20 protein-coding genes are annotated in these 21,505 nt (G+C 61.6%); 3 read left to right on the top strand and 17 right to left on the bottom strand.

Going from position 1 to position 21,505, the window contains the following annotated elements; translation table 11 throughout:
• Nucleotides 1-103 precede the first annotated feature (103 nt).
• From INQ48_34585 to INQ48_34595, 3 genes are all read right to left on the bottom strand, one after another.
• Complete coding sequence (locus tag INQ48_34585; protein QRF62650.1) at nt 104-1,906, bottom strand: integrase; 1,803 nt, start codon at nt 1,904-1,906, stop codon at nt 104-106.
• 201 nt (nt 1,907-2,107) lie between these two features.
• A complete protein-coding gene (locus tag INQ48_34590) occupies nt 2,108-2,287 on the bottom strand; it encodes a helix-turn-helix transcriptional regulator (protein QRF62651.1) in 180 nt (59 codons plus the stop codon).
• A 146-nt stretch (nt 2,288-2,433) separates the two neighbouring features.
• Nucleotides 2,434-2,796: a chorismate mutase gene (locus INQ48_34595; GenBank protein QRF62652.1), complete on the bottom strand. Its 363-nt coding sequence runs from the start codon at nt 2,794-2,796 to the stop codon at nt 2,434-2,436.
• 405 nt (nt 2,797-3,201) lie between these two features.
• Between INQ48_34595 and INQ48_34600 the strand changes: the two genes are divergently transcribed.
• The gene (locus INQ48_34600) at nt 3,202-3,798 is read left to right on the top strand and encodes a GNAT family N-acetyltransferase (protein ID QRF62653.1); all 597 of its coding nucleotides are present in this window, start codon (nt 3,202-3,204) and stop codon (nt 3,796-3,798) included.
• Between the two features lie 95 nt (nt 3,799-3,893).
• Here the strand turns inward: INQ48_34600 and INQ48_34605 are convergent, their stop codons facing one another.
• On the bottom strand, nt 3,894-4,697 hold the full coding sequence (locus INQ48_34605) for a LuxR family transcriptional regulator (protein QRF62654.1): 804 nt from the start codon (nt 4,695-4,697) through the stop codon (nt 3,894-3,896).
• A gap of 244 nt (nt 4,698-4,941) precedes the next feature.
• Between INQ48_34605 and INQ48_34610 the strand changes: the two genes are divergently transcribed.
• On the top strand, nt 4,942-5,907 hold the full coding sequence (locus INQ48_34610) for a helix-turn-helix domain-containing protein (GenBank protein QRF62655.1): 966 nt from the start codon (nt 4,942-4,944) through the stop codon (nt 5,905-5,907).
• Nucleotides 5,908-5,972: 65 nt separating this feature from the next.
• On the opposite strand, the gene INQ48_34615 is transcribed toward INQ48_34610, so the two are convergent.
• From INQ48_34615 to INQ48_34660, 10 genes are all read right to left on the bottom strand, one after another.
• Entirely contained in the window at nt 5,973-6,401 is a 429-nt protein-coding gene (locus INQ48_34615) for a biopolymer transporter ExbD (GenBank protein ID QRF62656.1), read from the bottom strand.
• A 9-nt stretch (nt 6,402-6,410) separates the two neighbouring features.
• Nucleotides 6,411-6,845: a biopolymer transporter ExbD gene (locus INQ48_34620; GenBank protein QRF62657.1), complete on the bottom strand. Its 435-nt coding sequence runs from the start codon at nt 6,843-6,845 to the stop codon at nt 6,411-6,413.
• A gap of 88 nt (nt 6,846-6,933) precedes the next feature.
• Nucleotides 6,934-7,806: a MotA/TolQ/ExbB proton channel family protein gene (locus INQ48_34625; GenBank protein QRF62658.1), complete on the bottom strand. Its 873-nt coding sequence runs from the start codon at nt 7,804-7,806 to the stop codon at nt 6,934-6,936.
• Nucleotides 7,807-7,930: 124 nt separating this feature from the next.
• On the bottom strand, nt 7,931-8,617 hold the full coding sequence (locus INQ48_34630; protein QRF62659.1) for an energy transducer TonB: 687 nt from the start codon (nt 8,615-8,617) through the stop codon (nt 7,931-7,933).
• A gap of 97 nt (nt 8,618-8,714) precedes the next feature.
• Nucleotides 8,715-9,953, bottom strand: a complete 1,239-nt coding sequence (locus tag INQ48_34635) for an FAD-binding oxidoreductase (protein ID QRF62660.1) — start codon at nt 9,951-9,953, stop codon at nt 8,715-8,717.
• Nucleotides 9,943-10,326: a RidA family protein gene (locus tag INQ48_34640; GenBank protein QRF63076.1), complete on the bottom strand. Its 384-nt coding sequence runs from the start codon at nt 10,324-10,326 to the stop codon at nt 9,943-9,945. Before INQ48_34640 ends, INQ48_34635 begins: the two co-directional genes overlap by 11 nt.
• Nucleotides 10,327-10,424: 98 nt before the next feature.
• Nucleotides 10,425-11,552 carry a pyridoxal phosphate-dependent aminotransferase family protein gene (locus INQ48_34645; protein QRF62661.1) on the bottom strand — a complete coding sequence of 376 codons (1,128 nt, stop codon included), beginning with the start codon at nt 11,550-11,552 and terminating at the stop codon, nt 10,425-10,427.
• Nucleotides 11,549-13,012 carry a M81 family metallopeptidase gene (locus INQ48_34650; protein QRF62662.1) on the bottom strand — a complete coding sequence of 488 codons (1,464 nt, stop codon included), beginning with the start codon at nt 13,010-13,012 and terminating at the stop codon, nt 11,549-11,551. Before INQ48_34650 ends, INQ48_34645 begins: the two co-directional genes overlap by 4 nt.
• A 13-nt stretch (nt 13,013-13,025) precedes the next feature.
• Entirely contained in the window at nt 13,026-14,330 is a 1,305-nt protein-coding gene (locus INQ48_34655) for an MFS transporter (GenBank protein ID QRF62663.1), read from the bottom strand.
• Nucleotides 14,323-15,930: a beta-lactamase family protein gene (locus INQ48_34660; protein ID QRF62664.1), complete on the bottom strand. Its 1,608-nt coding sequence runs from the start codon at nt 15,928-15,930 to the stop codon at nt 14,323-14,325. The genes INQ48_34655 and INQ48_34660 overlap by 8 nt, the downstream gene beginning before the upstream one ends.
• A 79-nt stretch (nt 15,931-16,009) precedes the next feature.
• Between INQ48_34660 and INQ48_34665 the strand changes: the two genes are divergently transcribed.
• Nucleotides 16,010-16,594, top strand: a complete 585-nt coding sequence (locus INQ48_34665) for a TetR/AcrR family transcriptional regulator (protein ID QRF62665.1) — start codon at nt 16,010-16,012, stop codon at nt 16,592-16,594.
• Here the strand turns inward: INQ48_34665 and INQ48_34670 are convergent.
• The 3 genes from INQ48_34670 to INQ48_34680 form a co-directional block, all read right to left on the bottom strand.
• Nucleotides 16,554-17,600: a dipeptide epimerase gene (locus INQ48_34670; protein ID QRF62666.1), complete on the bottom strand. Its 1,047-nt coding sequence runs from the start codon at nt 17,598-17,600 to the stop codon at nt 16,554-16,556. The genes INQ48_34665 and INQ48_34670 overlap by 41 nt on opposite strands.
• Before the next feature lie 13 nt (nt 17,601-17,613).
• On the bottom strand, nt 17,614-19,749 hold the full coding sequence (locus tag INQ48_34675; protein QRF62667.1) for a TonB-dependent receptor: 2,136 nt from the start codon (nt 19,747-19,749) through the stop codon (nt 17,614-17,616).
• Between the two features lie 844 nt (nt 19,750-20,593).
• Nucleotides 20,594-20,746 (bottom strand): hypothetical protein, encoded by a 153-nt coding sequence (locus INQ48_34680; protein ID QRF62668.1) that lies wholly within the window; start codon nt 20,744-20,746, stop codon nt 20,594-20,596.
• Nucleotides 20,747-21,505: the final 759 nt, after the last annotated feature.

Below are 21,505 nucleotides of genomic sequence, written 5' to 3' on the forward strand. Positions count from 1 at the left end.
GGGGTGCCGGGGCCCAACTGGCCGGCCGACGTCGGCCATCATGCGACGCGCCGCCTGGGTTGTCGATGACCTCACACGTAGTCGAATGCGCTCCCTGCGCGATTCATGCCGAGGCTGATCCAGGCGTCGCGCGCCGCGCGACACGGCGTAGATCGTGCGTATTGAGACGTCGAACCCGCGATGCCTGCAACTCGTCCAGTCCCTGTGCCGCCTCGAGCAGGAAACGCTTCATCGCCTTGTGCAATCCCGAAGCCGACCAGGAGCGGGTCTGAGCCCCCCCCGCATCGAAGCGCGCAAGTACCGCAACGCCGCGATTGCTTTGCGCGTCCACACGTGGCTCGAGTCCATGGCGCGCCAGTTCCTCCTCCAGCTCGCGTACATGCGCGGCCGCAATCGGCAGTCGCTTGGTCACGCCTTCCGCATCCTTGACCTCGAGTAGCCACGCCGTATCGGCGTCGGCAGCTTCTTCGAGACTAGGCGGAACAAGGTGTTCGCAACGCAGCGCAACCACTTCACCAATTCGCAAACCGGTGGCGCGGATCCATCGCAGCGCCCGACGCAGCCGACGCGCCGCCTCGTCGTCGCTCTGTAGTCCCAACTGCCGATCTAGGAGATCCCACTGTATTGGATCTGCGTGATCAGGCTGCACTGTCAACGGAGCAATCACAGGCAAAGCGTGGCTCACAAAGGGGCTGCACGTAAGATACCCCCGATGCACAAGATGCGAAAAAAGTCCTCGCAGGATCACTAGCGCCTGGCGCTGTGCTGATGGAGAGAGCGCACCCTCAAAAGGTCGCCACATCGGCGACCAGCGTTGATGGTGACGCGGACCGCACCATGCGGCGGGCGGTGAGACGATGAAATCCGCGTAAGCACTGACGTCATCTGCTGTGAGCGACGACAGAGGCTTGCCCCGCTCGAGGGTAGCCCACAGAAGCAGACGTTCGGCTTCCTTGCGATAGGACCGCTGAGTGGCCGTGAGCACCGCTGGCATCGACGAGAACTCCCAACCCGATGGAGCACCCCGGCTGTGAAGCCATTCGAGAACAGCCTCGACATCGTTGTTCGAAGACGACTTGCTTTCAATCGATGGAGCACACCGAAAAGCTCCACTGCTGCCGTCCAGAGAAGGCGGGAGCATCAGCTTCTCAAGAGGCCGAAGCTCCAACGCGGGCTGCACCACCGCTTGGAGCTCATCGAATGCAAGTTGTGAGCGCTTTCGTAGCGCGTGTCGCCCCACGCGCAGACCGAGTGCTTGCTCAGTCGCTTGAAGCCACTCGACCACTCGAGCCGCCTTGTGCGCACCGATCCCGGGCACCCTGACCCACCAACGCGAACCGCTCTGATTGACGTGCTCCACCAACTCCCGCAGCGTACTCAAACCACTACGCTCCAATCGGCCAGCCAGCAAGGGATTCAGCCAAGCGGATACGGGATCGTCAGCTCGAGGATCTTCAGCCGTCAGGTCTTCGAGCCAGCGCAGCGCTTCAAGCTGGCGTTGCACCACCCGCGCGCGACGAGAACTCGCGGCGCCTTGCCCAGCACCATCGCTGGAACCCGCGCCCGGATGCGCAGCCTCGTAAGCCTCGATCTGCTCGGCATGGGAAAAGTCTTCCAAACCTTGCTCGCGCGCGAAATCCTCCAGCGTCGGCAGCTTGGGCGAGCCTGAGAAGCGTTCAGGGTCCAGCAGGATCAGCCGCGCTGTGCCGGGGCGACGCTCCCGCCGCGCAGCGGCTGCGAAGGCATCGCGCATCCAGCCGATCGTGCGCCTTACGTTGCGCATGTCTGCCGATTCCCCCTCGAGCCGCAGATACCGATCCCAGCTCGCTCGCGCATCGAGCCCCTGAATCAACGCCCGCATGAACGCGAAGTGCGCGCGCTGCAAGCGTTGACGGTGGGTTTTCATGTGGGATCTCGCAGACGGGACGATAGTAGCGTCCCAGCGTGCCTTGCCGGTGCCGGACAACGCATGCAAGGCCTGCGATATCGGGCGCTCTATCCTGGCTCATTCTAACTATTGTCCCAAGCAAGAATCTGGCTTGGAAGACACCTCATGATGCACCTTTCCACCGTCCCTCCGAAACTGCCCTCGCCCACCAACAACCTCTCATAGGGAGCAGAAACGAACCGTAACCGCCAAATCGATCGCGCATGCGATTCGCTCAAGAACGTCCGGCCGCGGTTGGATCTGACCAAGTTCTAGATGAGAGATCATCGCGCACGACACGCCGGAGATTCCGGCCAACTGCTTCTGGGACAGGCAAGCCGCTGTACGGAGATCGAGCAAGTTCCTGCCGCTTTGCCTATCCCATCGGGCACTCAGCAGTCCTGGGGGATTCCCGATCGCAGAGCGGCTTCCTGCACCATCACTGTGTGACGAGGAATGTCCTACCAAGGCATCTGATCCAGCCGCTCGCAGCCGCCGCACCGACGTCAGCTCAATCCGCTGTCGCATGGCGTCTTCATGGCTTCAAGCTCGAGGCGACATGCCTCATCGATGATCAGCGAATAGAGCGCTTGCATAAAGCCGCCGCGAATGCCGTGGTCGGCTCCAAACCTCACAGCCTTTCTCTGGACGAAATCCATACGCCGAGGCTCCAAAAGCGACATACCGTGCTTGCGCTTGTGAAGACCGATGCGCCAGCAGCAGTCCAACCGCTGGCGAAGTGCCTGGAGCAGTCGCTCGTCTACACCATCAAGCTGAACGTGAAGTGCTTGCAGAGTAACGAGCGCTTGATCGGAGCTGGCGCCTGGTGCCTGATCGTCAAGCGCGTAGAACGAGGATGGTGATTGCATGAGTCCGATGAAAAGTGTTTCCTGGACGCAATCCTTATCGCTTCCGCCATCGTCAGCAAGGCTTGCATAGCAAGCAAATCACAGGGCTCGGATCTCGGCGCGCAGCGACCGCCGAGCCGCGCCAGGCAAGGACCATCCCGCTGTGCGCCGGCACAGGTTTCGTGCGACGCAATTTCCCTCGAAGGCCCCGGCATCGTGAAAGTCCCGGCGAAAGGCTTTCCGGTGCCACGTGCGCCGAAAAGTCCTGGAGTTTTCTCTCCTAGCTAGATCCTCAGACAACGTGTTCGGGCTCGCCAAGCAGTCGCCTAGCCGTGGCCCCTGCCGATGGTCCTCGTCAAATCTGGTAGTTCCTAAATTGCGTTCGCTTTCATCTAATCCATCTGCTCAACCCAGCGAAAGCGAACCATGCACATCGTCGCAGGCACGGCCAGCAATTTGTCGACCAGCGCGTTCGCCGCAATGGCGCACTACCGCTATCGCGTATTTGTCGAAAAACTTGGCTGGAAGCTCGCAAACGACGGCGTCACCGAACTCGATCAATTCGACCGTGACGACACTCTGTATGTCATGGCTCGGGAACGAGACGCTCGGTTGAGCGGTGTTGCGCGGCTTCTTCCGACCGATCGGCCCTACCTTTTGAGCGACGTTTTTCCGGACCTGCTCGACGGCCGTCCGCCTCCGCGCAGCGCGAAAGTATGGGAGCTTTCCAGATTCGCTGTGACCGACCTCGACGCTTCCAATGCAGCTACCCAGTCGCTAAGCGACGCATCTTGTCGCGCGTTGGCACTTCTGGACGTCGTCATGCGGCTCGCGGCCTTTGGCGGAGCGGACGAACTGATCACGGTTTCGCCGCTCGGCGTTGAGCGCATTCTTCGACGCGCCGGAATCGTCGCGCATCGCATGGGCAGACCGGTTCGCCTGAACCAGCATTTCGTATACGCATGTCGGATTGAAATCGAACCCTCGATGCGCAGTCGCTCATGCTTTCGATCCGTTCTCTGAATGCTGACTCGATGCTCGTGGTCTGCCTGCAACGCCAACCTCTCGCGGGCTAACGAACGGCCGCTCGGGCTACATCGTCACGACATCGCGCAAGCTCACATCAGCAACCGAAGACGCAACATACGCGCAACCGCCGCAGCCTTGTTTGTCACATGCAGTTTTCGGATTGCGTTCTTGACGTGGTAGTTGACTGTATTACACGAAACACCCAGCAGAATGGCAACCTCCTCTGACGTTTTCCCGTCCGCCGTCCATCGCAGAACATCCAACTCCCTAGCCGTGAGCGCCGGATACACCCGATGTTGGCCCGGCCAGAGCGCCTCGGAAAGGTGAAAGTGCGCGGCATCCGCCAACCATTGCATCTGCGCTCCTCGCCCCAAGAGCTCTGCCGCCGAGAGCACCTCTCGCGACCGCGCCAGCGTGAGCATTCCGATGCTGCCATCCGGATCAAAGGAAGATTGAGCCCAACCCACACGCAAGCCTGCCTCACGCGCTTCCGACCAAAACTGCGGCGTGGCTTCGAAGACTTCGCGACGCCAGACCAACGAAGCTCGCGAGCGAACTCCGTGCGCCACCGTCGGATCGATCGCGAGGTAGTCCTGTTCACGATAGCGCTGTTGCCAGGCCGGCGCATAGTTATTGAGCATCAGCGTCTTCGGGCGGGCGAACGAGTCGAAGAACCTCCCGCCATAGGCGCAGTGCTCAAACCCCAGACGTCTCGCACCCCGCGCAACAACTTCGAACTTTGAAGCTGCCCCTATCGCTCGCCTCAGCGCATCGTTGATTTCTAGAAAGAAGCCGTTCGTTCGAATGGAGCTCTCGTTCAGCCGAAGCCTCGAAAGCCGCAGTGTGCCGCCGAGTCGTTTTTCCGAAGAGGAAAGGTAGCGATATTTTTTCACTGTCGATCTTTCATTGAACGAATGTCTACGTCAATCGGCGTGCACTTCCGAAAAACATGAAGACGAAAAACCAATCTGCCACAACACAGTCTAAGAACATGTCTTATTCGGCACACCGACAAATATTCCACCTTTTTCGCCACGCCAGCACATTTGCAGTCATTTCGAATCAGGGGCATCTAGGATCCAACACGAGCGTTGAGGCCGAACTTCTCGGCGCGCCAATCACCTCAAGACTCTTTCAATGGCGCAAATCTGGCTGATCGTTGTTGACGGATTCGAACTTTTCGATGTTGCGGCAGCGATACACGTCTTCGAGGCCGCCAACGTGGCTCACACCGAGCGGCATGGGAGATCGTTCTACGAGATCCACACGTTCGTTTCTTCGCCAATGCCGGTCCGAGGCGCTGGCTGTGCCTTCTTGAACGCACGTGAGTTGCCTTCCGACGTGTCAGAAGCCATCCACACGGTAATGGTGATCGGTGGGGGAGCCTTGAACATGCTGGGTAGCTCCTCCACGCATGCGAGACGAGCGCGAGAGTGGATTTTCGAACATCGATCGCAGATCGATCGCATCGCATCGGTCGGGACCATTGGCTTCACAGTCGCAGATGCTGCGCATCAAAGAACTGACCCATCGGATGCGCGTCGCCTATGGGATGCAGTGGCGGCCTCTTCGGGAATGAAGCTTGCGCTGAAAATGGTGGCAGACGACCTCGGACAGCCAATCGCAATCAGCGTGACCGCGCAGCTTGGGGCTTCCTGGGAGCCCATCGCCACACCGTTTCGGTTTCGCAGCGACCTTGCCGAACGCGCAACCGGAGACAGCCGTGTCATCGCCCTGCATGCTTGGATGGTCGAGAACCTGCACGAGCGCCTATCAGTGGACAGGCTGGCCGACAGGTTGTCGATGAGCCCGAGAACCTTTGGCCGCTTTTACCTTCGGACCACTGGCATCACCCCAGCACGCGCGCTGGAGCAGCTCCGTCTCAGTCGGGCTTGCGATGAGATCGAGACAACGCCGATGTCTTTCAAAGCCATTGCCTTACGCTGCGGCTTCTCCGCAGAAGAAGTCATGCGGCGGGCATTCTTGCGGGTCCTCAAGATGTCGCCGAGTGAGTATCGCCGACAGTATGGGCCGGGACTCTCAAGAGCGCACACCGCTGACAAAAAGGCTCCCGGTCGCTCTTTCGGATTTCCAGAGGCGTGAACGCCAGGCGAGGCCAGACCAAGTCAGGTGCGAGGGGGACTGTTTCGCACCTTTCCCATTGCTTGTCAGTTCGCAAGCTGCTCGCTGCCGACGATCCCGATCTTGACCACACCGAGGCGCTGCGCGCTCGCCATGATGCCTGCCACATGCTTATAGGGAACACTGTTGCTGGGGCGCAAATGAACCTCTGGTTGTTCGGGCTGCGCGGCAACTGTCGCCAGCCGTCGCTCGAGGTCCGGTCGACCTGCAACGACTTCCCCATTCCATCCGATCGTTCCATCAGCCTCGACCTCGATGCGGATCTCTTTCGTAGCGATCGGCGGGTTCGGGTCGCTGCTGGGGATCGGCATATTCATCTTGACAGCATGCGTCTGGATAGGGATCGTGATGATGAACATGATCAACAAAACCAACATGACATCGATCAGTGGTGTTGTGTTGATATCGACGATGATCTCTTCATCGTCGTGTCCGCTTCCTGCACTCATTGCCATTTTGTTTACCTATCGACTCGCGCTGCCCGCAGGCGGCTCGGTGATGAATCCAACCTTGTGAATGCCTGCCCGTCGGCAGGCCGTCACCAGTCGCCCGACCGCCTCGTAAGGAACTTCCGCGTCGCCGCGGATGTGCACCTCGGGCTGCGGCTCCTTGACTGCGATAGTCTTCAGTCGAGCGACTACGGTCTCCACGTCGGGCATACGCTCGATCCCCCAGTACAGTTCACCGTTGCGGCTGACCGCAAGCACGATATTCTCTGGTTTGGTTTGTGTCGGGACATTCCTCTCTTTGGGGAGTTCAAGCTTGATCGACTGAGTCACAACCGGAATGGTGATCAGGAAGATGATCAGAAGTACCAACATCACATCGACCAAAGGGGTCGTGTTAATGCTCGAGTTCAAAGCCTCATCATCGCCGTCGGCGCTGAGGTTCATTCCCATTTGATGGACTCCGTATTGACGGTGGGCGACGATAAGCCCACCGTTCCATGGGCTCGGAGAAGGTAGGCGGGTATGAGAACGACGAGGCTCACCGCTTGGCTCCGATCAACACATTGTGCAGATCGCCACTGAAATTGCGCACCCGCTCCATGGCACTCTTGTTGCGCCGGATCAGCCAGTTGTACCCCATTACCGCAGGCACAGCGACGGCCAAGCCAATGGCGGTCATGATCAACGCCTCCCCGACGGGGCCTGCCACCTTATCGATTGAAGCTTGGCCAGACACGCCGATTGCCGTCAGCGCGTTGTAGATGCCCCAGACAGTTCCAAAAAGTCCCACAAAAGGCGCGGTGGAACCGACAGTCGCAAGAAAGGCGAGCCCGTCCTGCAGCCTACTTTGCACCTTCTCCACAGCGCGCTGGATGCTCATCGTCACCCATGTGTGCAGGTCGATCTGTTCGACCAGTGTGCCCTCGTGATGCTGGCTGGCGGTCAAGCCCTGTTCGGCGATATAGCGAAAGGCACTTCCGTTGCGCAGCGTTTGCGCCCCAGCCTGCACACTGCCAGCCTTCCAGAAGGACTTGCTGGCCGCACTGGCGGCATTGAGCAGCTTTTGCTGTTCGTACAGCTTGACGAAGATGATGCACCAACTGCCGATGCTCATGATCACCATGATGATCAGCGTGCCTCTGGCGACAAAGTCACCCTGAGCCCAGAGGGCGCTCAGTCCGTAGGGGTTCTCGACGGCGTGGGTCGTAGACGATGCAACGGCAGCATTGCCCTGGCCTTCGCCCTTCGCCGATGAGGATGCGCTTGCATCGGTGTTCGCTGCGGGCGCCGCATTGGCCACCGGCGCCGGCGGGGTCGACGCATTTTGGGCGGATGCAGTCAGCGCGCCAAGAAGCAGGGTGACGGATATGACAGCGAGCATGGCGCTGCGAAAGAATTTGACGAAGGACATGAGAGCTTCTCCATTAGAAAATTTGACAGGACGTGCATCGCTGGCACGTGGATCGAGCGTGGCCGCTTTTCGGGCGACCTGGGACGCGGATGTGGGGCGGGTTAGCACGATGGCGGACGAGGCACTATTCGAGCTTCCACACGTACTCGACAGTGGCCACTGCACCACCGACTGGCTGTCCCTCGGTATCGGTCCCGGGCTTGAACGGGCATCTGCTCAAGACCTCCACCGCCGCCGCGTCCAACGATCGATGCTCTCGGGTGGGTCCTGAGGGTCGATCTATCTCCGCTTTCGCCACGCGTCCCGAGGCATCGATCGTGAAGCGGATGCGTGTGGTCCCGGTGACTTCCGCACGCAGTGCCGACCTCGGATACTCAGGCTTCTCGCAAGACGACACGTCGATCCGTGCAGGAGTGCCCAAGGCTCGAGGCGCAGCAGGCGGTGCCGGCGGCGCAATCACCACCGGCGCGGGCGGGGGCGGTACAGAGCTGGCCGTGATCGACGGCTGCGGGTCTGCGGGCGGAGCGACATTGACCTCCGGTGGAGGCATGTAGCTTGGCGGAGGCGGCGCCACTTTGCGGGGAGGCGGAGGCCTTCGGGGTGACTCTGGCGGCGGCGGTGGAGGTGGTGGCGGGGGAGGCGGCGCCTTGGGCTCCTCCAGGATGCTGACTTCCACGGGTGCTTTCACGACCTCCACGACCCGACGCGCCAATCCGCTTATCAGCGCCCAGCCCAAGAGCAGATGCAGCCCGACTACGATAAAGAACCCGACTACCCTGCTTCCGGGTCTTCGGCTTTCACTGAAATCCATTGATCAATCCCCTAGCCGTCGATCTGCCAACCAGATGCCAGCAAAGTGCGAGTCGATGCGGACGCATCGACGTCAAAAAAAGCGTTGAGCGCCTCGTTCATGCGAACCTCGAAGGTGAAAACGCCTTCGCTTCCGTGTATGGCTGCTTGGACTCGATGAGGTCAGCCAGAAGCCGTGCCCCCGCAGGTCCCAGCGTGAATCCGTGATGCCCGTGCCCGAAGTTGAACCACAAGCCCCGGTGTCGATGCGCCCGCCCGATGACCGGCTTCATATCGGCGCAGCATGGCCGAGCGCCGATCCAAGGCTCGTCTTCCACGGGAATGCCCAGACTCAACAGTTCGCGCGCCTCGGCTTCCGCGCCGGCAAGTTGCCGTGGGGTCGGCTGCGCATCGATGCGTGCGATCTCCGCGCCGGTCGTGATGCGCAGGCCCCGGCGCTGCGAGGACATCACGTAGCCGCGCTCAGCGTCCAACGTCGGAACGAGCACCCCGTCACCTCCGACGTAGTGCCGGTGGTAGCCACGTTTGACAAACAGTGGTAGGCGGTAACCCAAGCGCCTGATCAAAGCATCGGACCATGGCCCAAGTGCGACCACCACATGCCGTGCGTGCAGGATGCCCCCGTCGAGTCGAGCCTCCCACCCGACGGAACGCTCCCGCAACGCGATCGCATCGGCACGCAAGAAATGGCCGCCCCGTCGCTGGAATGCTTTGGCGTAGCGTTCGACCAGCGCCCCCGGGTCGCTCACACTCCACGACTGCACCCAATGAACCGCGCCGGCGACGGACCTTCGAAGCGACGGCTCCGCTAACGCCATGTCATGGCTGTCGAGTGCGTCAAAGGCGATGCCGTACTCCTGGTTCAGGCGCTCAGAGTGGGCGACCGCATCCTCGAACGCGCTTTCGGTTCGGTACATCAAGCGAAGGCCCTTGCGCCGTACGAGATCCTCTGCTCGAGCAAGGGCGATGTAGCGCCCATGTTCATCGGTAACATGTTCGATGAGACCGGCATACTCACGGCTGATGCGGCGGTGCTGCGAAGGGGCGGAGTTCCTCCAATAGCGAACCAATTGCGGCAGGGCGGCCAACAAGCCGGTGAAGTGATAGTTGATGTCCAGCCCATGTCCAAGGGCGGCCCGCATCAACGCCTTCAGGTCGCGCGGAAACGTGTAGGGCTCGACGGCCTCGCGCTGAATGACACCCGCATTGCCATAGCTCGTCTCCCGACCAATCGGCGAGCGATCGACCAACGTGACCGAATGCCCTCGCAGCGTCAGTTCGAGGGCCGTGCAGGTGCCGACCATCCCGGCCCCCAACACCACGACTTCATCTGGCATCGGATGAGACTTCAGTTGCAAGTTCGATGGCTGCGATCACCGTGATCTCGATGAGCGCTCCGGGAATCAAGAGCTGCGCGACCACGGTCGTGCGTGTAGGATACGGCGCTTGAAAGTGCTTGCGGTACGCTGCATTGAACGCCGCAAAGTCTTCCGCGCGCGCCAGGTGGACCGTGACCTGCACCACATTCGCGAGGCTCAGGCCGACATTGCGGAGCGAAGCGTCGATGCGATGAAGCGTCAGATCGGTTTGCAGCGCAATGTCATCAGGCATTGGTCCTGCTTCCGGAATCGGGAGTTCCCCGGAGAGGAAAAGCAGCCCATTCGTACTGCGAAGCTTGGAGAACGGAAGTTGGTCAGCGGTGAAGTTCATCATGGGTTGTGTCTTGCCCTGGGGGCACGGGAAAACTTGTTGGAGCCAAAGGTGGAAGCGCTCGACTCGGCGTTTCGAGCGATCGAGCTGCGTGTTCTCTACAGCAGCTTGCGCAATGCCTCGAGCAACTGAGCGATCTGCTCGGGCGTGTGGTCCGCGAAGGCAGCGCAACGCAGCACGCCCATGGGGCCGGCACCCACATAGGTGGAGTACGCCACGAAAATGCCCTGGTCCCAGAGTGCGCGCTGGATGCGCTGCATGTGAAAGCTGTCCCCATGCACGAAGGCAGCGATGGGTCCAGGGTTGTCCTCGACCGTCAAACCCAGTGCACGCAGCCCCGCCTTCAGCGAACGCGCGTTTTCTCGCAAGCGTTCAAGGATTTCAGGTCGTTTGCGAATCAGGCGCAGGCTTTCCGCTGTCATTGCGGCGCCAGCGGAGCAGCCCAGTACGGCGCCACGTGACACCGGAGTTCGCCAGAGTTGTGCGATGGCTTGCGCGTCACCAAGCGCCAGTCCTCCGTGCGCTCCGAACGCTTTGGCGGCGGAGCCACCGATCACCAGGTGATGGAATGGCAGCTGCGCGAGCTCTGCGCTGCCCCGGCCGTGTGGCCCGATCGTTCCGAAAGCGTGCGACTCATCAACGACCAGCCATCCGTCTGAGGGTGCGATGACCTGTGCATACGCCGAAAGCGGCGCGATCGCCCCCGTAGTCGCAAACATGCCGTCAGTTGCAACAAGTGGCCGTTGACCAGGCTTCAGCGTATGCGCGAGCACGCGAGCCAGGTCTTCCGCATTGCAGTGAGCGAACGAATGGATAGGCTTGCCTGTCGCGTGCGCGCCGTCTCGCAGGCTGTAGTGACCCGATTCGTCGATGTATATAGCATCGCAGTCGGGTGCAAGACCGGTGAGTGCGATAAGGCCGAACAAGTAACCGGTCCCGAAGTACATCGCGGCTTCCGCGCCGAAAAATCGACGCGCTTCAGCCTCGGCCTGCTGATTCGCGCCCGAGCTGAAGCCATAGTGGCGAGGGAGATGGGTGCTCGCGCCGAACTGCCGCAATGCGGAGCAGCCAGTCTCGATGAGTTCGGGCAGGCCGCCCAGCCCGAGATAGGCCGAGCCGCCGAAGCAAAGCACCTCGTGCCCGTCAACCATCATCGACGCGCCGCTGGGCGAGCCGACAAGGCGGAGCTGTCGCTCGCCGGCAGCAAGAGAAGTAGTGGTACTCATGCCAGATGCGGAGACGGGTTGTCCGTGGCGGGGAAGAAGTGCATGTGCCGATTGCGGTACGGAAGATGCGCAAAATCCATCGACAGTGCGGCACCGGTCTCGATCACGTGCCGATCCGTCGATAGCTTGGAGAACTCCGCGTAGTAGTGGTGGCTGGACTTCACCGCGATGACCTGTGCTTCGTGCAGAGGAACGCCCAGCCCGGTGAAGGCAGTGGGCGACAGCGTCTGTTGCCTACGGCTGGTCAAGACGATGTCCGTGGCATTGACTCGAATCCATGCAGCGCGGCCGAGTGGATCGCGAATATCCCCAACCCACTGGACATGGTCGAGTGCGAGTCCCCGAACACTTGCTTCGACTTCGAGCGGTCGTCCAGATACTGCGCCACCCTTCCCGCCCAGGCTCAGCTGCAAACGAGCCCCGATACCTGACTCGAAACACGCCTGAACACTCTGCGGGTCTACCAACATCCCCAGGGCGCTGCGCAAGTTTTTGCGCTGAACCAGTTCTGCGAGCAGCACTGTGTGATCGCCTGGCGCCCCGCCACCCGGGTTATCGCCTGCGTCTGCCAGCAGCCGTGGCATTCCGCCCTGTGCATCGAAGCCTTCTAGCGCCTGTCTGACGGTTTCCAGACGGGGCAGCATCGCATGGCGGATCCGATAGAGCGCCTGTGCGAGCTCCGTCGCCTGGGTCATGGCAAAGGCGGGGTCGCCGTCTGCCACCACGAGCACTTTGGTCCCCGCATCAGCAACGTCGCCCCATGGGAATCCATGCACGAGACTTACGGAGACGATGCCGGGGCGCGCTTCGATCTCGCTCATCCAGTTCACGAGGCCGCGCATCGGCTCGATGGTCGTGGGGTAGAAGCCAACCATGCGGCAATCCGCCACCGCCATGACCGGACGCGTGACGCCGCTTGCCGCGGCCCGGCACGCATCGAACAATTCCGCAGCCCGAGCTTCGTAGTCCGTATGCGGGTACTCGCGCATGAGGATGATGACATCGGCATGCTGGGTCATGGTGGACGTCATGTGGCAGTGTGGATCGAGTTCAACGCCGATCACGCACTGGGGGCCCACGAGTTCACGCATGGCCCGAATCAGATCCCCTTCGCAGTCGTCCTCGCCTTCTGCCACCATCGCGCCGTGAAGGAACAACAGCACCATGTCCAACGGCATCGCCGCGCGTGCTGCATTGAGAATCTCCCCACGCAACTGTGCGTACGCCTCGGCCCGGACGCGCCCCGCGGGTTGCGCGATGGCATACACGCCTTCGACCACCTCATCACCGTAGCGGCGCGCGCGAAGGCGCCACTGCTCGACAATCGGCCCAACGTCGCCCAGCGCTCGCGCCGGCGTGGGCCCACGAATGATGCCAAGCTCCTCGAATGATGCGAGCGTCGTCGGATGCTCAGAGAACGTGTTGGTCTCCGTGACCAGCGCAGATGTAAAAATCTTCATGAAAAAGCCTGTCTTAAAGCGCACGCAAACGCGGCGCGAGCGAAGCGACCATCACCAGCGCGAGCACCAGTACCGAAGCCGGCGCCGCCAGCCACAGCGAAGCCAGGCGCTGTAGCGAAGGCGCATCGGGCGTCGCGCCCAGGGTTCCGACCCAGTCGAGCCCGATCCCGACGACGATGCCGCCGAGCGATTGGCCAAGCTTTTCGGCAGAAAAGAGAACACCGAGGTAGAGCCCGAGGCTTTCGCCTTTCGCGGACGACCGCGTGGCGGTCTCCATTGCCAGTGTGGTGATCAGTACCGTCAGTCCTCCGCACGCGACACCGAACATCGCGCCCCCGGCAACCATCGACATCAGCGTGCGCGGCCCGGCCGTGAACCAGACGACGCCGACGAGCGCCAAAAATAGCGCGCCGCCGAGGATGCGCGCGGGGGCAACGCGACGCGCGACCCATGGCGCCGCGGCGACTCCCGCCAGCAGGGCGACAAAGATCGGCGTGAGCAGTACCGAGAGGTTTTCTGGACCTGCCTGGAGCAAATGCTTGTTGGCGTAGGGCAAGGCGCTGAAGAGCGCCGTCGAACTGGTGCCGAGCAGCACAAGGATCAGAGCGACGCCGTAGAAGGCCTTGTTGCGTAGCGTCGCCCGCAGGGCCTTCGGCAGCGACGGCGGCCGCTCTCGCTCGACTCCGGTGCGCAATGGAACCCGCCGCACAAGCCACCAACAGACACCCAAAGCGACAAAAGCGCCGGCGGCGAGGACCAGTGCTGCGCCGAGGTAACCGCCATGAAATGCGCTGAAGCGTGCGACGATTTGCGGCGCCAACACGGTCACCAAAAGTCCTGCGATGGTTTGTCCAAGTGCGCGTGAGGACATTAAGGTGCTGCGATGTTCCATGCCATCGCACATGTCGCTCGCAATCGCAGTGTGGGCAACCGTGAATACGGTGAGCAATAGGGATTGCAAAACCAGGAAGGATCCCAGCACAAAGATCCTGATGGGCATCGGAAAGCTAACTGTGGGCACGAAGAGCAACACCAGAATCAGAGGCAGCGAGAAGACGCTGAAGCCAACCAGATGACTTCGGCTGCCCGCGGCGCGCGCGGCGCTGTCGCTTCGGCGCCCGATCCATGGGTCGAGCAGCAGATCGGCGAGCTTGGGAATCGCCAACAGCACGCCTGCCAGCGCGGGAGGTACCTTTGCAAACTCTGTCAGATAGAAGAGGAAGAGCAAAGGCACCACGCCAGAGCTTAAAGTCGAGCCGAACGCCCCGGCACCAAATCCAGCCAGGGCTATGCGCGGAGGCGCACGCATCTCAGCCATGGGTGCGATCCCTTGTGAACCGTAGCTTTCGGGTGCGAGCGGTATCTAAGAGCAACTCGCGTTGCCCATCCTTGCCGGTCACGAGCCGAAGCGTGCCGTGCAGGGGTACTGCGGGGTCTTCACTGGCCATCAGACATGTGTCTTCGAGCAAGGGTTCCAACTTGTAGGTGCTCCGGCCATACAGTCCCGCGACGCGCATCGACTCGGGTCGCCCCTCGCCAATCACGACATCGCCACCGAGTTCGCTGCTGTGCCACTTTCCCGCGAAGCGCTCAACGACCTGCGGCCCTTTTTCAGCTTCCCCAACCCGATCACACCGATAGCGACGTCCTTGCTCGATGACGTCGATGGCGATCACCCTTTCGGTATCGCCGCGCACGAGTTCGACCGTCAAGGCAATCACCGACAGCAGGTTCACGCGCAGCACATCGGATGCCGCCTGAGTCAACGGCAGCGGAAGCCCGAAGCTGCGAAGAACCAGGGTCTCTTCGTGCTTCGCGATGGCAAAGTGGCGACCGTTCAAGGCGCAGTGGTAGTCACCGCACAGCGCATCCGAATGCTGCGGGCTCACCGGAGCCTCCGGCGGTTCGAGTTCATCCTCGAGCATCACGATCAACAACTGTTGTGCGATCTCCGCCGCGGTCACGTCGCTGCGGTTGCTCATGACCACGATCTGTACGCTATGCTCCGGCGCCGCGAGCATCTGACATGTCCCGCCCACCACGCCCCCGGCATGATGAAAGATCCGCACGCCGCGCCAGGTCTCACGAATGAGACCAAAGCCGTACGGATTGACGTATCCATTGTTCAGTTCGGTCGGCGTCATCATTTCCTGCGACAGGGCCTGCGGCCAGATCCTGGGCGTGATGAGATGGCTCAGCCAGCGCTGCATGTCATCCAATGTGGAGGCGATGCCACCTTCGCCCAGAATGACGGAAGGGAAGATTCCCTTTGAAAACCCGCCTTCGGCCTTGGCAATGTGCGATGTTGCGCTGCCCAGCAGCGGATCGAGGTCTGTGCACCAAAGGAAGGTGTCGTGCATCGACAGCGGCTCGAACAACCGCTCTCGCAGCCCCTGTGCCAACGATACGCCAAGCACACGCTCGAGCACTTTCGACAACATGCGGTATCCACCGTTGTTGTACATGAACTGCTCGCCAGGCTCGAAGTTTTCCTCCTGCTGTCGGCATTGATACTCGAAGGCCCCTTCGCTTGGCACCACGGTCATTCCATTGGACAGCAACGAGAGATCCAAATAATCGCGCGTGCCTCCCGTATGGTTCATGAACTGCCGAAGCGTACGCACGCCCTGGCTTGCTGGAAGCTCGGGCAGCCAGCGGCTCACCGGCTCATCGATCGAAAGCAGGCCTTCGTCGCGAAGCAGCAGCGCAAGCGCGCAGGCGAAATGCTTGCTCGTCGAGCCAATACGCATCTTTGTGGAGGGCGTGTTGATGACGCCCGAATCCAGGCTTGCCATGCCATAGCCCCGGCGCAGCAACGTTTTGCCATGGTGCTGCACGCTCGCGACCAAGCCGGGCGCGTCGTTTCGGTGAAGCGCGGAGAGCACGGCTTCCAGCTTTTCAGTGCGGTCAAGGGTCATGGTTTGTATTTCAGTCCTAAAATGAACAATCAATCATTATTTTTTTTGAAGCGGCATGCCCAAACGAGATGAGAGCCACATGGCGTCGGTGCGCAAGCAGATCCTGGACGCCGCCCGCGTCGTTTTTGAACGGAAGGGAGTCGCCGACGCATCGATGGCTGAAATCAGCACGCAAGCGGGACTTTCGATCGGCACCATCTACGTGCACTTTCGTGCGAAGGAGGACGTCCTGCTCCAACTGATCGAGGCGGCAGACGTCAATGCATCGCCCTTCCAGCAGTGCACTTCGGCGGGCGAGTTGCTCGGTCTGGTGGAAAGCCTGCTGAAAGCTCAGGAGCGGCCGGATGCCAGCAACCAGACGGCGCGCACGGCACTCGAAGTTGCGGCCATCACGCGACGCAACCCCGAGGTCCAAGCCGTTGTCACCAGAAACTTCAAGAGCCTGCGCCGGGCCTTGCTCGAAGCGGTGGTTCGCATCGGCCAGGCATCCGGTCATGCGGATGACAGTGAGACGCTCGCAATCGGCGAATCGATGCTGGCGCTGCTTGTGGCGGCTCAAGCTCAAATGCTGATCGGCGTTCCTACCAATGCGGAAGCCAAACTCAAGGCCGCACGGCTGCTGATCAAGTTGCTGCATGGCGCCCCAGTGAGGGTGAAGCGCTAGCCCACAACGGCTGTTCGCTTGTTTCGATGGCAAAGGCTGTCTCCTCGAAGCCGATGTAGCCATCTGCATAGGTTGCCGCTGGCGTGGTGTCCGAAGCCATCAGCAAGGGTGAGTCAAGGTCGACCATGTCGGCCCATTGGGCTGCAATGAACGCTGGCTGGATGGCACGAGATCGTCCGCCCATGCACCCGACCATCACTTTCAAGCCGCGCTCGCGTGCGGCGCGGATCAATAGCATGGCAGCGCTCAGACCGCCACACTTGTCGAGCTTGATGTTGGCGACTTGATACCTTTGTGCGACTTGGTGCAAGTCCTCGATGGTCTGCAGCGACTCGTCCGCGGCGATTGGGATTGGAGAAAAGTAGCCTTCAAGGTCACGGTCGTTAGCTGCAGGCAGTGGCTGTTCGATCAGCGCCACCCTGCTGGCAAGCAGCACACCCATCATTCGCTCTAGATGGGCCATCGACCACCCTTCGTTTGCGTCGATCGAAAGCGTGACGTCAGGCCGCGCCGAGCGCACCGCGCTGACCCGTTCGATGTCAAGTTCGTCGCCAGAGAGCTTGAGCTTGAGTGCCTTGGCGCTGTGGTGTGACCGCGCCGCCGCCGCCATGCATTGCGGTTCGTCCACGCCAAGGGTCACCATGGTGAGGAGGGGGCGCAGTGACGGCAGAAACGCCATGCGATAGACAGGCTCCCCTCGTTGGGCGGCCACGAGTTGCCAGAGCACCCAATCGAGGGCGTTGCGAGCGCCACCCGCGGGCATCTTTTGAACTTCACGCCAGGCGCCAAGAAGGTCTCGCGGCAGCCAGTCGCACATGGCCTGAATGTCTTGCTTCATCCCTTGCCCGTCCTCGCCGCGGTAGAACACACCAGCAGCCTCCGCGTGCACGACATGACGCCCGCTGCGCCCATCGACGTTGAGGACGCACTGACCTGACAGCACGCGTCCGGCGATGGCGAGAGGCTGCTTGAAGAGGATGTCCTGCGCGGACGCGAGAATTTCCATGGCGCTTTGCTGCTCAGGAGAAGTCCATCGAGAACTGCAGACCGATCGTGCGCGGTGTGATGAGGTTCACCCGTGCTGGTCCGCCCGCGGTGCTCAGGGTCGTGTCGGCCGCCGTCTGCCCGCGGCGATTGGTCAGGTTGCGCACGAACAGACCCACATTGACCTTGCCCAGCTGGACGCCGCCTCGCAGGTCGATGGCCGTGTACGCCGGCAACCTGTATTGAGGAATCCCAGGGGAGGACTTGAAGCTGTTCAAGCGGTCGCCCGTGTAGCGCAGCGTCGCGCCGAAGTACGCCGGATATCCGCTGACGTTGAAGTTGTAGTCAGCCTGTACCGCGGCCGATACGCGCGCCGTATTGGGCAGTCGATCGCCAGCCCTCCCGCCCAGATCGGGACTGTTGTCCACCAACTTCGCGTCGATCACGCTGAGAGAGGTGGCCAGTCGCAGCGAGTCGATCGGGGCCGCTCGCATCGTCCATTCGAGACCGCGCGAACGCGCGCGCCCCGCATTTCCGATACCGGAGAAGCCCGCGCTCGATGTGAACACCTGCATGTCTTTCCAGTCGATCTGATACAACGCCACCTCCGTCGACAGGCGACCCGGTATCACGTCGCCTTTCCAGCCCAGTTCATAGCTCCACAGGCTGTCCGACTTGAAGGAGGAGTTGGTGAGCGGTGCTCCGGTCAGGGGATTCACGATGAGTGGCAGCGGCCCCCCTGGCCGGTATCCACTGGCAGCCCGTACGTAGATCGCTTGGTGTTCGGCAGGACGCCATCTTCCTGTGAGCAGCCAGGTCGTCACACCCTCCGATGACTGCGACGCAGGCTGGGGTTTTGGCGCGAAGATGCCGCTGAACTGCTGATCCAAGCGTTGGCTGTTGCGGCTGTGGCGCACCCCCATGGTGACGTCGGCGTCCGGCGTGATGTAGTAGGTGCCGGTGCCGAAGATGGCGGTTTCACGGAAGGTCGATGGAAACTTGGCGTCCGCCAGAATCGGATTCGTCGGCTGCGCGAACGCGTTGAACGGGCTGAGATGCTGCGTCTTGGAGCCCGTCTCGTCGGTATAAAAGAAGCCCCCCAGCCATTCAAACTGCCGACTGCGTGGCGAGGTCAGGCGCACCTCCTGGGTGAACTTCCGGTTGCTGAACCCATAGTCCATGCCGTAAGCACTGTTGACGATCCCTTGCGGAGCGAGCAAAGGCACGTAGAGTGCGGAAGTGTCCACACGCCCCGCGCTCGAGGTGCGCTGCCATCCGGTGATCGCATCGAGCGTAGCCCACTTGAGGTCCACCCTGAGTGCTGCAGAGACCAGGTCGTTTCGGACCTCGGATGGCTCGCTCAACATGAGCCGCTTTGTCAGTGCGCCGTATAGCGGGCGACCTGTCGCGATGTCCATGTCCTGCGTAGATGCGCCATCGCGTTCCTGGTTCTGAGTCAACGCGGTCAGGCGAACGGTCACGTCCTTCGAAGGCGTCAGCAGAAGAGCGACGCGAGCACCGTCCGTCTTCGAAGCGTCTACCAGGCGCCCGGAGCGATTGACGTCGCGGATAAATCCGCCGTCCGAACGCTGATAGACAGTCGCCCGTAAGCCAGCGACACCATCGCTCAGCGGAGCGTTCAGCATGCCGCGCATGACGTGACCGGTCTTGCCGCCGTGCACACCGGAGGCTTCAGCGGTCACTTGACCGCTGAAGGCGCTCGTGTCGGGCTCCACGGCCACATATTTGATCAAGCCTCCCATGGCGCCGGCGCCGTATAGCGTGCCCTGGGGGCCACGAAGGGACTCGACGCTTGCAAGATCGAACAAGCCGAGATCGAGAGAGGAGGATCCTCCGCCTGCATAAGCGGAGCTCGAGCCGAATGGAACGTCGTCGACGTACATGCCGACGGTGGCACCCACTTGCGAGCCCGTCGAAATTCCGCGCATGGTGATCTGGCTTCCTCCGGTACCCCCTCCCGACTGGTTGTGATTCATGCCTGGTAGCAATGCAGCCAAGTCGCTCAACGACTGGTAGCCGCCGCGCTCCATGTCCTCGCCTTTGAGTACATCCGCTGTTAACGGAACCTCCCTTGCCGGCTCCCTCCGTCGCTGCGCAGTGACGCTGATGGACTCGATCGCCTTGGGTGTGGCGGACTCGGGCGTGGACAACGCAGGTGCCGCATCTGACTGAGCACTTGCGTACAAATGCACGCTACTACAAGCGATGGCGATGGTGGCTCGCACCCAAGCAGGGCGCAGGTGCGCGCGAGGTTGACCCTGAAGAACTAGCATTTGTCTCCTATCAAAATGAATGAGGCTTCGTTTTTTTTGGATTGTGCGGTTTTTCGTTCCCGGGTGCAAGGGGTAGTTCAAAAGTCCGTGCATGCCTCCAAAAAAAAGCGCGTGTGGGCGCCTGCCGCGCCCGCACAAGGGATCGGGTTGCTAGATTTGGTGCACCACGCGTCGCCGAGCTGCATCGAAGCCCGGAGCGGTCGCTGTCGGTTCGTTGGGCATGAAGCGCCAGAACCCAATCAACGCGTAGTGCGCCGAGTACCGTGCGGCCCGTCCTGCGGCCGCTTCGGTCTTGCAAGGGTCCTCGCATGACGTTTACGCCCTTGGGGCTGTGGGTCAGCGGGCGTGAGCGGGCCGCTCTGTCGTGCTACTGCGTTGCCGTGGTTTTCCACCGAGCTCGGGCCTTATTGCAGCGGCCGAAGATGCCGCTATCTCCGGGCCTTGTATGCGAGTCTCAGCCCATCGACCGTGCGAGGGGAAAACGCGCCGTGGAGCATTCGCACTCGAAACCCAGCGACTCTCTTTGCCGGCCTCGTAGTGGGGTTCTGAACGCGGCTACGGTGCCGGATAACGGGGCCATCCGGTTTTGTAACTTCTATCGCCTTGCACGGTGTTGCAGCGCGCTACACCCGGTAGGACTGCGTGGACTGCGTGGACTGCGTGGACTGCGTGGACTGCGTGGACGGCGTGGACGGCGTGGACGGCGTGGACGGGAACGATTTCACAGGGCCAAGCGGCCGCCCTGGCCGTGATCGCGCGCGTCCAGCTCGGTAACGGCGATCTGGGACATGGGCGCCAGTGGATCGATCTCGCGCGTGTGGCGCAGGCAGCGCACCATGTTCTCGGGCGTGTTCGCGAGCCCGCCCGCGATCAAGCCGCGCTGGCCGATACCGGCCAGCGATGCGCCGAGGTCAAGCTACGAGCTAATGAGTCGGGAATCGCATGGCAAACGTTGCAGACGTACTGCGTCAGCACGGTGCGCCTGTACTGCGCATCGCCCGGGCCGCGTAGCGGGCTGCGCGGCAAGCGCATTGCATCCGATCGCACTACCGAGCGTCCATGCGCGTGGCGCGCTGCACATGGGCTCGAAGGTTGGGGCCTGCCGATAGGCCTGCGGCGTCACGTCGGGCACGCTCGACGAAGTCCACCACGACCCACAGCTCCTGGCACGAGGCCCAGCACTCTTGCAGATCACCTGCCCTCTGCAGGACCAAGAGCACGAGCAAGAGCAGATGACGCTCCTCACCGGCGCGTCCACCGATGGCGACAACGACTGCGGTCAAGTGCAAAGACGCGGTCGGCGAGCCTGCAGCCTGGTCTCGTCGTCTACGAACTCCACGTCCGAGAACGTTTCCTTCGAGAACAACCATCTCGCGATGCCGCGCGCCAGCCAGAGCAGGTAGCGCTTGAGCTTGTCGCACGCACTTTGCACCGCATATCCATCGACGACGCGTGCGAGAAACCGCCATCGATCCGCGCCATCGGCAGCGTCGACTTGCCAAGCTCGAAGTGCACTTGCTCGAACAGCCAACCAGCGTCGCGGCGGTGGCCGCTCATCTGCTCGCACACTTCGTCGAGAGGGGTAGCCTAGCCTTCATTCGGCTCATCGAGCGCGGAACGCGTATGCGACGGC

Source organism: Variovorax paradoxus (assembly GCA_016806145.1).
Classification (GTDB): Bacteria; Pseudomonadota; Gammaproteobacteria; order Burkholderiales; family Burkholderiaceae_C; genus Variovorax.